We start from the raw sequence: 14503 nt of genomic DNA, 5'->3' as shown, positions 1-14503 counted from the left end.
ATTTGGCTTTGTACAAAATGCCCAATGCTTAATTATGTTAAAATACGCCCGCTTTTAAATTAAGGCCCAAGTTCTCTTCCAATCCAAAAATTAAGTTCAAGTTCTGTATCGCTTGCCCAGATGCACCTTTTAATAAGTTATCTATGGCAGAAGTAATCAATAGCACATCATCATGTTTATGTAAATGGATGTGACACTGATTCGTATTAACTACTTGTTTTAAATTGATGGGCTCATCTGATATTTGGGTGAACACCGCATTCTTATAAAATTCCTGATAGATTTTTTTAGCATCCTCTAAACTGCCCTCATATTTGGTATAAGAAGTTGCCAAAATACCACGGGTAAAATTCCCTCTATTGGGCATAAAATACAAATTGCCAGTATCTTTTTGAAATGAATGTAAGCTCTCGTTGATTTCCCCTAAATGCTGATGTGTAAAAGGCTTGTACCAGCTTACATTATTGTTTCTCCATGAAAAGTGCGAAGTGGCAGACGGACTAACACCCGCACCGGTACTACCGGTTACAGCATTTATATGTACTTCGTTGTCCAATAACTTAGCTTTTGCCAATGGAAGCAATGCCAATTGGATAGCAGTTGCAAAACAACCTGGATTAGCAATATATTTTGCATTTTCAATTTCGGATTTGAATAATTCCGGTAAACCATAAACAAACTCCTTACCATTGAAATTGGCATCGGCGTGTAATCTAAAATCATTGCTCAAATCTATGATAACGGTATCTTTTGAAAAATGATGCTCGTTTAAAAATGCGGTAGAATTACCATGGCCTAAACATAGAAAAACAACGTTTACATTTAGATTTACATTACCCGTAAACGCTATATCAGTAACTCCCAATAGATCTGGATGAGCCGTTGTCACCTTTTTGCCAGCTCTAGTAGTACTGAATACAAAATCGATTTCCGTTGCCGGATGATTTAATAAGATGCGAATAAGCTCACCTCCCGTATAACCAGAACCACCAATAATACCTGCTTTAATCATAATTTTATTTTCTGAATAAGTATTAAGTAAAAAGTATCAAGTAATAAGTATTAAGTACGAAGTACTTTATCCAATATTTTAAATTTTCACTTAATACTTTGTACTCATTACTTAATACTATTTTTTCCTAACTCCTAACTCCTAACTCCTAACTCCTAACTCCTAACTCCTAACTCCTAACTCCTAACTCCTAACTCCTAACTCCTAACTCCTAGCTATTTATTCCCATTTACATGGTTGTAGATTTTACCGGAATTTGAAAGAATCTTAATAAATCCTTTAGCGTCATCTGCTGTCCATCCTTTATTGACCTCGCCATATTTGCCAAAAGCATCGGTCATTAAATCATGTTTAGATGAAATACCGTGTAACCTAAATTGAAATGGATATAAGCCTACAAAAACATCTCCAGAAACCGTTTTTTGGGTGTCTGTCAAGAAGGTTTCTATGTTGCGCATTACAGCATCTAGGTAATTACCTTCATGCAATAACATACCATAAAAATTCCCTTGTTGTTCCTTTTGATATTGTTGCCATTTTGTAAGCGTATGTTTCTCTAATAAGTGGTGTGCTTTTATGATAATTAAGGAAGCAGGAGCCTCAAAACCAACCCTACCTTTAGTGCCTATAATAGTATCACCAACGTGAATATCCCTGCCAATGGCATATTTAGATGCCAAAGCCTCTAGTTTTTCAATATTTGCAACGGGGTTGTCTTTTGCGCCATCTAGAGCAACCAATTCACCATTTTCAAAAGTAAGTTTCACCTCTGTAGGGTTCTTTTCCTGTAATTGGCTTGGGTAGGCACTATCTGGTAAAGGTTTTTCTGAAGTTAATGTCTCTTCACCACCAACAGAAGTACCCCAAAGTCCTCTATTGATAGAGTATTTTGCTTTTTCCCAAGGATAATCTACACCGTTTTCTTTTAGGTATGCTATCTCTTCTTCCCTAGCTAGTTTATTATCTCTGATTGGAGTGATGATTTCAATTTCTGGGGCAATGATCTGGAAAATCATATCAAAACGTACTTGGTCATTACCGGCGCCTGTACTACCGTGGGCAATATAACCTGCGCCTATTTTTTTAGCGTAGTTAACAATTTCTATGGCCTGTACAATTCGTTCTGCACTTACAGATAGGGGGTAGGTATTGTTTTTAAGTACATTCCCAAAAATAAGATACTTCACCACTTTATCATAAAAGGTCTGTACGGCATCGATGGAGGTGTAAGAAGAAGCGCCCAGTTCAATAGCTTTCTTCTCAATTTCCTTTATTTCCTCTACAGAAAAACCTCCTGTGTTCACGCTTACTGCATGAACTTCAAATCCTTTGTCTTTTGATAAATGCTTGGCGCAATAAGAAGTATCCAATCCGCCGCTGTATGCTAGTACTAATTTTTTCATTGTATGATGTTCAATTCCGGCAAGCCGGATAATTATTTATTTTGGTTCTATAGGTTTAGCGTTGAAAGGTTAGAAGAAAGAAACTAGACTTTAATCATTAAATCTGTAATGGTAAAAGTCATTTTAAGCTCCATAACTTCTATTCTCTTATTTCTTTTTCAAGAACAGACTTTCCTTTATACTCTTTAACCTGGTAAATGCCTTTCCGTTCATTTGCTTTCCTTCTTCCGGTTTTTTCTTATGTGCAGGATCGTAAAGCATACCGGTGCATAGGCACATTTTTTGTTCCGTACGTGTAAGAATATCAAAATTCTTGCATGTTTGACAGCCTTTCCAGAATTCTGGATCATCAGTAAGTTCAGAAAAGGTTACCGGTTTATAGCCAAGCTCATAGTTGATTTTCATAACGGCCAAACCTGTGGTAATGCCAAAGATTTTGGCATCTGGGAATTTCTTTCTGCTAAGTTCAAATACCTTGGCCTTTATTTTTTTGGCAAGTCCTTGACCACGATAGTCCGGGTGTACTATAAGGCCGGAATTTGCTACAAATTTTTCGTGTCCCCAGACTTCTATATAGCAGAAACCTGCAAATTTTTCTCCGTCCAAGGCTAATATAGCATTGCCGTTGGAAAGTTTTTTTTGAATATATTCCGGGGTACGTTTAGCAATTCCGGTACCACGGATCTTTGCAGATTCTGCAATGGTATCGCAAATGTCTTGTGCGTATTTAAAATGTGATTCGTTAGCAACAATTAAGTTCATTGCCAATTGGATTTAAAGTGTAAAAAAAAGTTTTGATGTTCTGTGCGGAAATGGACTCACCTAATTCCATAAATATATCTTACCCTTACGGGCGACGACGGCGAGATGTGAACGGACGCGCAAGAGCAACTGGGCTCATGGTACTGTATAAAAAGTAGATTTCTTCGTTCATTACGGGGTAAATGTACAAATTATATTTAATTGACATCAACGATGGTTATTTTTTTACAAAAACTTTACTTTTTGTTACGTTGTGCAACAATTTCATAGCTTAAAAAGCCAAATACTGAAATATATTCAATGGCCAACAACCATAAATTTTCCTTGTAATCTAATTGGGAATAGGCAAAATAGCTCAGGACTATGGCCGCAGACCAAACCAAGGCGTATCTAAAGGAAGTAAACAGTGCTAGCAGCACCAAAAAGATTATGTACCACGGGTGTACCGTAGTGGACATAAAATAATAAAGGGTCAATACCCACATCATTGATGCTAGTACTGCATTTAAATTGCGTTTTTTCTGTATAAAAGTAAATAGGAGTACTATCGTAATTGTAGCCCAAGGTGTTATTTTTCCATATTCTTTTATGAATTCCCATGGTTTGGCATCAAAATGCATGGCAGTATATTTTACTATATTATATAAGCTGGCATTGAACTCAAAATTGGAGAACCAAAGCCTAAGGGTACTCATATAATGGTCTATAAATAACGGGGTATAAAAAGGTAAAAACAGGAGCAGACATGTAAGTCCCGTTATGGCATAGAATAATAAACTTTTCTTCCAGCCCAAATAGGTGAAAAATAGGGGGAGAAACAATAATGGCACCAGTTTTATTGAGATGGAACATGCCATGACTACGGCTGCCAAATGCCACTTTTTCATTGATAATAAGTACATGGCAGTTATAAAGAAGAATAGCATGACTCCTTCAAAATGAAGATTACCCGTTAATTCAATAATAACCAGTGGATTAAGGAAATACCAAAAAATCAACTGAGGTGATCTATTCAGGTTTTTCAGCAACTTTCTTCCAAAATAAAGGATGCCAATATCAGCCATGATTATGTTACCGCGCATTATAACAAGTGAGCCTAAAATGCTGTTTCCGCCAATTAAAGAGGAAAGTGCAAATATAAACTGGTTCAAAGGTGGATAATTACTATAGTGCTTTGCGCTAAGGCTGCCCATACCATTAAAAAGTTGCTGTGCATTGGGGATGCTATTATTGGGTGCCAAAATCAGTTCTTGGGGTACGTGTAAATACGGATTAATAGCGTTGGCCACTAAATGCCCATCCCAAATAAAGCGATAAAAATCTTGTGATAGATTGGGTTCTGCAATGGTAAATAATAGCCTAAAGAAAATACCAATTGCCAAAAGAAATTTAAAATTCCATTTTTCAAACTGTATTAATTTGTAACACAGAAAAAACAGGGCTACAAATAAAGTCAACAATTTTATAAAATCCGTACGGGGAAGATAATAGGCAAAAGTGATATAAAACACTGAACCCATCACTGCCAAAAGTATTGAAACCTTATGTAGCTTCAAAAATGTACTTAGGGAATTGGGCATTATTGGTCAGGTTTTGTATTAAGGCAATATAAGGTTTTAACATATATTTTGTTTAGGGCTGTAGCATTTTACCTAAAAGTTCCTTCATCATTTTGGCGGCTAGGTAAGCGGTCATATCTTGAAAATCCCTATCTGGATTGTATTCCACAATATCTGCCCCTACAATTTTTGTATTAATACTATGAATTAAATCTATGACTTGCCTAGACGTAAGTCCTCCTGGTTCATGGTGTGAAACCCCTGGGGCAAAGGCAGGGTCAAATCCGTCCATATCCAAGGAAATATATACCGGGTTTTCAAATTTGGATATTGAATTGATGTCCAAATTGCGCATCTCGTGCAATTCTACATTAAATTTTTTTGCCTGTTCTGCCTGATGTGGGTTTAAGGTTCGGATACCTACCTGTACTAGTTTTACCGCATAACCGTTTTCCATAATCCGGGCAAACGGACATGCATGGGAGTAAGGGTCTCCGTCATATGCATGGTACAGATCGGCATGTGCATCAATATGTAGTATGTCCAATTTAGGATAAAAACCGTGAAACGCTTTTATAATTGGAAAGGTGACCGAGTGGTCGCCACCTAGAGTAAGTATTTTGGGCAGGTTTTTTGAAAGGTTATTTTTTGTGATGGATTCTATGTCAAAATAGTCGGTTATTGCATAGTCTCCAGCATCAATAATTGTTTGGTGTTCTATGGATGTGCCCAATTCTGAATATAGATTCATGGAGTCACTGTATAAAGCCTTTCTTATTTGTTTTGGGGCTTTTGCAGGACCTTTTTGAAAAGAGGATTTTGAGTCCCAATTTATACCTTGAATAATAATATTTTGCATAAGTTAAAAGGGCATTTACAATTCAATATTTATAATGCTAAAAACGTTGTTCACAAAGAAATATGTTCAACTAAACTTTTCTATTTATTGGCCCTTCTTCTTTAAAAGTTCAATTTTTTCCTGAACATTTTTACGCAAGGTAGTGTCAATAGTTGTGCTAAAACTTTCAGTACCTACAATAATAGGATTGGTGTCATTAGGATTTCTAGTTCTTAGTGCCGTCATTTTGTCAAGAAGATCGTTGGAAAAAGGGTGGTTTGAAATTTGTGCATCTACGTTTTGCGTAACCGCTTGAGAGGCAAAATAGTTCAATGAATTTAAATATGTTTTATTTTCTTCCAACGTATCCGGTAGACCTGTTCCGCCCCAAATTGCCACCACATGGGGTTCGCCATGGTCAGTTGTTGGGATAATCATGGAAATGGCGCCCTGTGTATGCCCAGGGGTCAATAAAATTTGGATCGACGTATTGCCCAAGGTCACTAGTTGTTTATCCATTAATTCCATGTAATTTTTTGGCACAGATAAATCACTGGATTTATTCCCAAAAGGATCTACGAGTACTCTGGCATTGGGGTCGTGCAATCCCTCCCAAGCAACTTTACTCATCATTACCTTGGCATTATAGTTTTTTTCCAGATAACGAGCACCTCCATAATGGTCTGCATGTTCATGGGTGACAATAAGTTTTTTTATGGAATTGGGGTCCAAACCAAGTTCTTTAATACTGGGAACGATGACGGTTTCTGCATCATTTGAGGTCCACATTGCATCTATAAGGATAATGCCTTCCGAAGTGGTGACCACAAAAGATCCAACCCCTTTATATCCTACATAATAAATATTATCAAATAATTGGGTTGGCGTTACCACAGTGGTATCGAATAAGGGGGAATTGCGCATACCTTCAGGTATTTCGTCTTTGTTGCCCTTAAGTTTACTTGAAGTATTAGGGGGATTATCTGCTTGCTGTTTTTTTGAATTACAACCAAATATGAATACAATACTTAATAGGAATATAATTTGTTTCATTTTATGTGATTTATTTTTACAATAAGATTCATGCAACCACTATAATTAGAGGTCCGTTTTAAAATAATCAATTTTAAAAAAGTTGTAAAACGATACCGTTAATCAAGCAAGAAATAGATTGGTATAAAGTTAAAAAAAGGGTTGGGTGGCAAGGTTACTCACCTAATTCCGTTATTTTTTTTTCATATAACTTTTTACTTTCAACTACGGCTACATTAAGTTCTTGCATAATACCGTCTACCCTACCTTCAATACTTTTCATTTGGTCGTTGATATTATCAAAAGAATTCAGTGCCGCTGCAACTTCCAAAGCCTTGACCACTTCTACGGCGTCTCCATGAAGTAATTTTAATTTATCTATTGCTTTGGAGGTATTGGCCAAAGTGCCATTATATTTGTCACGGGCCTTTTCTATAGCGCCTAATAGAGTTTTTTTACTGGTCTCGTCACTAAGGCTGTTTGTTTGCTTTTCCATGGCAGCAAAAAGATTGGATGCCTTTTCCTTTAAATCTTCATATTCCTTGTTTAGGTTTTGAACACGACGATCTACTTTTTCCCAATCCCCATAAACCTTGGCGAATTCCTTGTCCTCGTTTTTAGTTTCTTCCAAAGCACTTTTTAAAGCGTTCAAAGATGCCAAGCCCTTATTTACATTTTTATTAGCGGTCTCTTTTTTGTTTTCAAATGCATTGACCTGTGATTTAAATTTATCTTTTAAGCGTATAAGGTCTTCTGGACTTTTATCTTTCCAGCAGGAGGTAAGTAATAGAGTAGTCAATACTACGAATAGCGTTTTTTTGTACATGAAATTAAGCTTTAGTTAATGGTGCGCTAAAGATACATATTCTTAAAATCTAATTTTCATCAAGAGCTATGGTATAGGAATCTATGCAACGGAATAAAATGTTTATTGGCGCAATAGTATTTCTTAGGCATAGCTAACATTGAAGGACTTGAATTTTGATAAAAGAACAATGTCATGGTTGGCGTGAGTGAATGCACGGATCAATATATAAGTAGTTTGAAACAAAAAAACCTTCTACCTATACGGTAGAAGGTTTGCCTAGTTGTTTTTAAGGGCTATACGCCTACATTATCCTTGGACCATGCAAACTTTTGAAAAGGGGCATCTACCGGTGTGTTGGCAATATGGTTGGTGTAATTGCTGATCACTTTTTGAGATACACCCAAAATAATGTCCAATACGTGTTGTTCACCATAACCTGCGGCGTAGAACGCCTCTAAATCCTCAGAGGTTACATGGCCTCTATTTCTTACAACGGTCAAGGTCATTTTACGTAAAGCCTCAAGCTTGGTATTTTCCAATGGTGTTTCATTGCGTAGGGCATTGGTTATGCTATCATCAACCTTCATCATTTTTGCAATTCCAGTATGCGCGGGCACGCAATAATGACAGGCGTGCTCTACATTGATCGTTTGCCAAACTACGGTCAACTCATCATTGTTGAACGATGAGTTTGAAAATAGTTCATGTAATGATTTGTATGCCTGTAACAATTGGGGTGATCCGGCAAGAACACCATGTAGCCCGGGAAGCATTCCAAAGCTTTTTACGGATTCCTCTAATTGCGTTTTACTTCCTTCAGGAGCAGATGCAATGTTATGTACTTTTAATGTTGTCATAATATAAAATTTAAATAAATTAATAACTAAACAGTCGTTTAGTTTTAGGTTAAAAAAAAGGGTTAAATGTTATTGAATGTCATTTCAATATAATCTTCAATTTCTTTGTTGGAATTTACTTTTGTTGCCGCCGCCAAGCCATGTTTGGCAAGTAATAAATAATTGGCCTGTTGCTCTATAATATCAAGGTCCTTTTCAGTGTTTATTTTAAGTTTTTCTATAAAAAGTTGTTTAAGATTCTTCATAAAACTTTCCATTTCCTCTTTCACCAATTGATCATCACTATGGGCAAATTCATAGTATGTATTAGTGACTAGGCAACCTTTTTGATTTCCGTTCATATTTCCTATTGCAACGGAGTCGTAAAAAAATGCCTTGATATCCTCAACGCCATTTTTGGCCTTTTTAAATTTTTCAAAAATGGCATGAACACGTTTTTTGTAAGATTTTAAGCATTCCAAAAAAACACCATGCTTATTGCCAAAACTGGAATAAATTGAAAATTTATTAATGCCCATTTCACGCTCCAACATATGCATAGAAGTACTTTCATATCCGTTACGCCAGAACAATTGCATTGCCCTGTCAATAACCTCACTTTCTATATATTGTTTTTTACGCGCCATATGCTATAAATCCATTACAAAACTAACCATTCGTTTAGTTATATAAAAACCTTTTAACAAATGTTTGTATAAAGCATGTTTAAATTTTGGTGTCAATCCGTTTTCATGACCGGTGTAAAGGGTTGTTTTAATTTAGATTCAATGAAGGTTGAAATCTGATTATGTGGGCCTTTAGGGTAGAATCCAAAAACACATATGGCCTCGTTACCTGTATAAGCGCGCTTGTCCTCATCCCTTCCAAAACTGAAGATTACCATATTATCGCCTTGGCGCCAACCTTCATCTCCCGCAGCAGTTGGACCTGTGTCTTTTACTCCAACATAAAAAACCTGGGTATCCTTAGGGTCACTATCGGCCAAATAGAAGTACGGGGAAGGAAATTTGTTGCCGAACTCAGGATTTAAATAACCTAAACCGCCTTCTACAAATGTTCTATGTACGCCATCCTTCAATACATAATAATCTTTTTCTATCGGTGCTTCTTGTTCGCCACCCACAGGACCTTCATATAAAAATGCGTAGTTGTCTTTCGCCTTTATTATTTTAATAATGGCATGTGTGGGGTAAAAGTGATATTCCAGATCATACGTTTCGTTTGAAGTTCGCATGATTAAATGATCGCCCTCTAGGACGTGATTAAATGCTATTGGATTTCCTTTTGCATCCGTCCAATAAGATATAGCATTGCTTTTGCGCTGTGGATGGTTGAAATTACCTTCTCCAAAGTTTGGCCAGCCCCGGTATTCATGTTTACCTCCATTGGATGATGAGGTATTATAGCCTTTATCCGCATCGTTCCCGATCCAATCATTGCCAGCTTGATCAAAGGCGCTGCTAAAGCCAGTTTTACCATCTGTTTCCCCATTTTCAAAATACCAGGTACCACCAGCGGCGGCAATTTTCCAACACATATTATCAAAATGTTTTACCTTGGTTACCCTTACGTTTTTAGGAAATGGGTGATATCCTATACCTGCTGTGGGTTCACTGTTATTATGTTGATAAAAGTGTGCAGATGCTTGCCATGCTTGGTACATTTGGTCAACGAACGCATTGGCATTGCCGTTAAATTGGATTACGCAACTATTGCCTACCTCAAAATTGCCCATGGTAGGTGCGTTATAAGTAGATAGGTAATAGCCAAGACCTTGCTTGTGAGTTATGGTCGGAAATTTATTCCATTCTTCAACAGAATTTTTTTCTATAAAAAATGATTTGTCTTCACGTACCCCATAAAGGTCTTTAATGACCATTTGCTGTTTGTCCATTGTTCCCCAAGTGACCGTTAGGTCCAGTTCCGGTATTACAGATTGGTACCATGCACCGTGATATGCTACTTTTTGTGAGGGGTAGATGTTGTTTATGTAATCTTTGACCCAATACATAAAATCATGCTCGGAAACCGAAGATGTCCGGGAAAAGGCTTTAACCAACTCATCTATGAAATTTTTAGAATCTCCATCAAACTGTAGTATGGTCAAAGGCCTAACTTTAAAACTGCCCATGGTGGCCTCTTTATATTGGGTAATATAATAGCCCATTTCAGGGTAGTATTCAATACCTGGCAGATCCGTCCAATTTTCCTCTTTTTGTCTACCTATAAAAAGTGACTCGTTTTCTGTTAACCCTTCAACTTCCCTAAGTTCAGATTGTGTAGAGGTTACTTTTCCCCAACTAATGGTAAGCTTATGTTCTGGCAAATTAACCTGAAACCAATCGTTATGATGGTCAAAAGTGGCATTTTTATAGTTTTCCGGAATATATTTTTTTAACCAGTAGGCAAATGCCGTGTTGTTTTCTGGTAAGGCATTCTGCTGGTGTTGTGAAAAAGATATATGACCATTCAAAAAAATGAGCACTACAATAGTGAGTATACAGGTTTTCATAATAGCATCGGTATATTTCGTTTATTTTCGATAATTGAAGATAATATTTAAATAACGAAAATAATCGAAAATATAAAAAAATCGGTTTTGCACTATAATTGCACATAATAGGCTAATTGATAGGTGATTGAATTGTTATTGGAGGTAATAGATTAAACTTTCAATCCCTATTGATCGGTCAAGAATTTTAATTCATTACCAAGAAACCCTTCTTCAGAATTTGGTCCCTTATCTTTTATGACCATAATATTTCCAGTTTGTTCGTCGTAAGACTTCCAAGTGGGTAGACCGTCGTTATTTGGGTTTCCGGTTTTTGCAAAGTTCACCCAGTAAGAAGAAAGTGCGTCTTCTATCATCTTGTCATTTGGTTGCCAATTCCGTTTCCATGTATGCAAGGTGTGCAATGTATAGGGAACGTCACTTGTATGAAAAGCTCCATAATTGGGAAAACCCTGTTTATCCGGTGGTACGTGACCAAACTGGTATAGGTAGGTGGGTTGTGTATTATATGTTGCCAAGAGATGTGATGGCACGCCCGCAAAGTGCAGCATACCCAATTTGCTTTTTACTTTTTTGACATCCTCTTTTGTTTCGGCAGGAAAAATAGTTAGAAAATCCGATGCTTTAGCGCCGTATTCTTCTTGGGCCTCGTTATAATAAGCCTCAACGGTCATTTCATTATCTCCTGAAAAATTTCCGTCCCCGGTTACCCAGCCGCTAATTATAGGTATTTGATGCTGTCTGCCATTTTTAAAATGGTCCTTTATATCCTTTGGAACTACGTAGCCTTCTGTTGTAATGCCAAACCGCCCTACATTGGTGTCATTACTGATAAGATGCACATCTTTCGCAGGTAAATTTCGTAATTCGTTGATAGTGGTTGCCTTGACCTTTTCCATAAAGCGTATTCCGGTAGCTTCGGCATCGGCTAGGGATTGTGTCCTTGTGCTTCCCAATAGACCTCCGCTTTGTAATATGGCTTTATGGAACAACTCATCGGAAAGGGGAGAGGCAATTAGGGTATTCACGCTAAACGCCCCTGCCGACTGTCCGGCGATGGTTACATTGTTAGGATCGCCACCAAATGCGGCAATATTATTCTTTACCCATTTTAAGGCGGCTATTTGGTCCATTAGTCCATAATTTCCCGATGCATTTTTCCCGGATTCAGCAGTCAACTCTGGGTGAGCCATAAAACCAAGTATACCTACGCGATAGTTAAAACTTACGAATACAACGCCTTTCTTGGCCAATTCCTCACCATCATAAATAGCACAATTGGCAGAACCACTTGAGAGTCCGCCACCATAAATCCATACAAAAACCGGTTGTTTTTCTGTTTTGGTCTTTGCAGTCGTCCATACGTTCAAGTATAGGCAATCCTCATTTAAAGGTTCGGGTAAGGCAATAAACTCTTCTGTCCAACAATAGAAAGGTTCCGGGGTATTTTGAATGGGGCTTGGCCCAAATTCGGTACATTGTAGAGTTCCATTCCATGATAAAACCGGTTGCGGAGCTTTCCATCTTAAATTACCTACTGGAGGTGAGGCAAAGGGAATACCTTTAAATATACGCACCGTTTTATCCGTGTTATAACTCCCTTCTATTTTACCCTTGTCCGTATCAACAATGGTTTCACTGGGGAAATTACAGCCAAAGGTTAGGCAACAAAGTAGCAGATGCAAATATTTCATGGATTTGTTTTATAGGTCATTTACTTTTGGTTGTTAGTCTTGATTTTTATGGAGGACATCTCAAGGTACTAAATATCTCTTTGTTATTTTCTTTTTGATAGGTACTGATGAAGCTGGTATAAACAATTTACTATATCTTTAAATTACCTCCGTAATCATATCTTATGAGCATTTAACTAACTAAATATAAACTGATCAAACATGAAACAAATACTAACCCAAGTAACTCAAGGCGTGTTCTTAACGGCATTACTAATGGTATCCTCCTGTAAGGAAGAAGAAAAGCCCATTATTGACCAAACAGCGGAATTGAACCAATGGTTTGATGACAAATATGAAGAACGGTTGCAAATGAGTCCGTTGGCACTTACCGCCCAAGGAAGAAAGGACCAATATGATAAAATCGATGACCTTAGCAAAGCGGCAGAGGAAAACGAATTGGCGTGGATGGCGGCAAGTACAAAGGAGCTGCATGAAAAGTTTGATTATGATATTTTAAGCGATGCGGACCGCACATCCTATGATCTATGGACGTACCAATATGAAATCATGAAAGAAGGTGAGACCTATAGCCATATGGATTATGTGTTTGACCAAATGCGTGGCATGCATACACGGTTGCCCAGTTACTTGATCAACTTTCATAAAGTGGACAGTATTGCGGATATGAATGCCTATATCTCCAGAATCAAGGAAACAGGTAGGGCAATGGATCAACTGGTAGTGCGTGCAAAGGAGCAGGCTGCAGCGGGTATATTGCCGCCAAGGTTTGCCTTTGAAACCGTAATTGTCCAAACAAAGGCATTAAAGGACGGTACACCTGTTTTTAATGATATGAAAAGTAAGATAAACGCGCTTTTGACCGGGGATAAGATTACGGAAGAAGAGGCGACGGAACTAATCGGGAAATCGGAAAAAGCGATCAATGACTATTTTAAGCCGGCATATGCCGATCTGTTGAGTTGGTTGGAGAGCGAAGTGGATAATGCAGAAGAAAAGCCCACTGGGGTTAGTAGGCATGAAAATGGCAAAGATTTTTATAACTATCGTTTAAAGGTATTTACGACCACCGGTATGACCGCGGATGAGGTTCATGAAATAGGCTTAAAGGAGGTAGCTAGAATAAAGAGTGAAATGTTGGCGATAAAGGAGAACGTAGGATTTGAGGGCGATTTAAACGCATTTTTTAAGTTCGTAAATTCTGATGAGCAGTTTTTCTTTCCAAATACGGATGAAGGAAGACAAGGATACTTGGATGAATCCACAAAATATTTGGACGATTTGACCAAGAAGCTACCGGACTATTTTGGCATTTTGCCCAAAGCGGAATTACAGGTAAAACGAGTGGAAGCATTTCGTGAGCAGGACGGTGCGCCACAACATTACTCTGCAGGTACCCCGGATGGTTCCAGAAAAGGGACCTACTATGTGCATTTATCGGATATGAACGCTATGCCAAAATCAACAATGGAAGGCGTAGCCTATCATGAAGGTAATCCTGGGCACCACATGCAAATCTCCATTGCACAGGAATTGGAATCCGTACCTAAGTTTAGAACGCAGGCCGGTTTTAGTGTGTACAGTGAAGGCTGGGGCTTATATTCAGAAGCATTGGCCAAGGAAATGGGCGGATATCAAAATCCATACTATGATTTTGGACGTTTGGTGAACGAAATTTGGCGGGCCATTAGATTAGTGGTCGATACGGGCTTACATGCCAAGGGATGGACGGAAGCTGACGGTATAAAGTACTTTACTGAAAATTCATCTATTGCCCAGGGCGCCATGAAAGCGGAAGTACAGCGGTATATGGTGATGCCAGGGCAGGCAACATCTTATAAAATAGGGATGCTCAAGATTCAAGAATTACGTAAAATGGCAGAAACTGAATTGGGCGATAGCTTTGATATCAAAGGATTTCATGATACCATACTTGGTGGCGGAGCCTTACCATTAGAATTATTAGAACGTAGGGTAAGAACATGGATAGCCACACAAAAGTAAATGCTTTACTATATTGTAAAAT

The 14503-nt window shown here is 37.8% G+C and carries 12 protein-coding genes; 1 reads left to right on the top strand and 11 read right to left on the bottom strand.

What is annotated here, in order from left to right; genetic code table 11:
- Window positions 1-37: 37 nt before the first annotated feature.
- The 11 genes from argC to JM81_RS09350 all read right to left on the bottom strand — a co-directional run bounded on the left by argC (window position 38) and on the right by JM81_RS09350 (window position 12477).
- Window positions 38-1012 (bottom strand): N-acetyl-gamma-glutamyl-phosphate reductase, encoded by a 975-nt coding sequence (argC, locus tag JM81_RS09400; RefSeq protein ID WP_144802666.1) that lies wholly within the window; start codon window positions 1010-1012, stop codon window positions 38-40.
- Window positions 1013-1227: 215 nt separating this feature from the next.
- Window positions 1228-2415 (bottom strand): argininosuccinate synthase, encoded by a 1188-nt coding sequence (locus JM81_RS09395; RefSeq protein ID WP_144802663.1) that lies wholly within the window; start codon window positions 2413-2415, stop codon window positions 1228-1230.
- 147 nt (window positions 2416-2562) lie between these two features.
- Window positions 2563-3177 carry a GNAT family N-acetyltransferase gene (locus JM81_RS09390; RefSeq protein WP_089260777.1) on the bottom strand — a complete coding sequence of 205 codons (615 nt, stop codon included), beginning with the start codon at window positions 3175-3177 and terminating at the stop codon, window positions 2563-2565.
- Between the two features lie 236 nt (window positions 3178-3413).
- Window positions 3414-4757: a mannosyltransferase gene (locus tag JM81_RS09385; RefSeq protein WP_144802660.1), complete on the bottom strand. Its 1344-nt coding sequence runs from the start codon at window positions 4755-4757 to the stop codon at window positions 3414-3416.
- A gap of 52 nt (window positions 4758-4809) precedes the next feature.
- Window positions 4810-5595, bottom strand: a complete 786-nt coding sequence (gene speB, locus JM81_RS09380; RefSeq protein WP_144802657.1) for an agmatinase — start codon at window positions 5593-5595, stop codon at window positions 4810-4812.
- Between the two features lie 84 nt (window positions 5596-5679).
- Complete coding sequence (locus JM81_RS09375) at window positions 5680-6627, bottom strand: MBL fold metallo-hydrolase (protein WP_144802654.1); 948 nt, start codon at window positions 6625-6627, stop codon at window positions 5680-5682.
- Window positions 6628-6781: 154 nt separating this feature from the next.
- A complete protein-coding gene (locus JM81_RS09370) occupies window positions 6782-7432 on the bottom strand; it encodes a hypothetical protein (protein WP_144802651.1) in 651 nt (216 codons plus the stop codon).
- Window positions 7433-7707: 275 nt separating this feature from the next.
- Window positions 7708-8271 (bottom strand): carboxymuconolactone decarboxylase family protein, encoded by a 564-nt coding sequence (locus JM81_RS09365; protein WP_144802648.1) that lies wholly within the window; start codon window positions 8269-8271, stop codon window positions 7708-7710.
- Window positions 8272-8333: 62 nt separating this feature from the next.
- Window positions 8334-8897: a TetR/AcrR family transcriptional regulator gene (locus JM81_RS09360; protein WP_144802645.1), complete on the bottom strand. Its 564-nt coding sequence runs from the start codon at window positions 8895-8897 to the stop codon at window positions 8334-8336.
- A gap of 92 nt (window positions 8898-8989) precedes the next feature.
- Window positions 8990-10783 (bottom strand): hypothetical protein, encoded by a 1794-nt coding sequence (locus tag JM81_RS09355; protein ID WP_144802642.1) that lies wholly within the window; start codon window positions 10781-10783, stop codon window positions 8990-8992.
- A gap of 167 nt (window positions 10784-10950) precedes the next feature.
- Complete coding sequence (locus JM81_RS09350) at window positions 10951-12477, bottom strand: carboxylesterase/lipase family protein (RefSeq protein ID WP_144802639.1); 1527 nt, start codon at window positions 12475-12477, stop codon at window positions 10951-10953.
- A gap of 201 nt (window positions 12478-12678) precedes the next feature.
- On the opposite strand from JM81_RS09350, the gene JM81_RS09345 reads away from it, so the two are divergent.
- A complete protein-coding gene (locus JM81_RS09345) occupies window positions 12679-14481 on the top strand; it encodes a DUF885 domain-containing protein (protein WP_144802637.1) in 1803 nt (600 codons plus the stop codon).
- Window positions 14482-14503 lie beyond the last annotated feature (22 nt).

Source organism: Maribacter sp. MAR_2009_72 (assembly GCF_007827235.1).
GTDB classification, from domain to species: Bacteria; Bacteroidota; Bacteroidia; order Flavobacteriales; family Flavobacteriaceae; genus Maribacter; species Maribacter sedimenticola.
The sequence above is the reverse complement of the archived record's forward strand: the minus strand, read 5'-3'. Positions and strand labels throughout refer to the sequence as shown.

What these genes read in the sequence shown, in the direction of transcription:
- JM81_RS09375 (WP_144802654.1), bottom strand. Translation starts at nt 6,627, where the DNA reads ATGAAACAAATTATATTCCTATTAAGTATTGTATTCATATTTGGTTGT.
- JM81_RS09345 (WP_144802637.1), top strand. Translation starts at nt 12,679, where the DNA reads ATGAAACAAATACTAACCCAAGTAACTCAAGGCGTGTTCTTAACGGCA.
- speB (WP_144802657.1), bottom strand. Translation starts at nt 5,595, where the DNA reads ATGCAAAATATTATTATTCAAGGTATAAATTGGGACTCAAAATCCTCT.
- JM81_RS09355 (WP_144802642.1), bottom strand. Translation starts at nt 10,783, where the DNA reads ATGAAAACCTGTATACTCACTATTGTAGTGCTCATTTTTTTGAATGGT.
- JM81_RS09395 (WP_144802663.1), bottom strand. Translation starts at nt 2,415, where the DNA reads ATGAAAAAATTAGTACTAGCATACAGCGGCGGATTGGATACTTCTTAT.
- JM81_RS09390 (WP_089260777.1), bottom strand. Translation starts at nt 3,177, where the DNA reads ATGAACTTAATTGTTGCTAACGAATCACATTTTAAATACGCACAAGAC.
- JM81_RS09350 (WP_144802639.1), bottom strand. Translation starts at nt 12,477, where the DNA reads ATGAAATATTTGCATCTGCTACTTTGTTGCCTAACCTTTGGCTGTAAT.
- JM81_RS09360 (WP_144802645.1), bottom strand. Translation starts at nt 8,897, where the DNA reads ATGGCGCGTAAAAAACAATATATAGAAAGTGAGGTTATTGACAGGGCA.
- JM81_RS09385 (WP_144802660.1), bottom strand. Translation starts at nt 4,757, where the DNA reads ATGCCCAATTCCCTAAGTACATTTTTGAAGCTACATAAGGTTTCAATA.
- argC (WP_144802666.1), bottom strand. Translation starts at nt 1,012, where the DNA reads ATGATTAAAGCAGGTATTATTGGTGGTTCTGGTTATACGGGAGGTGAG.
- JM81_RS09370 (WP_144802651.1), bottom strand. Translation starts at nt 7,432, where the DNA reads ATGTACAAAAAAACGCTATTCGTAGTATTGACTACTCTATTACTTACC.
- JM81_RS09365 (WP_144802648.1), bottom strand. Translation starts at nt 8,271, where the DNA reads ATGACAACATTAAAAGTACATAACATTGCATCTGCTCCTGAAGGAAGT.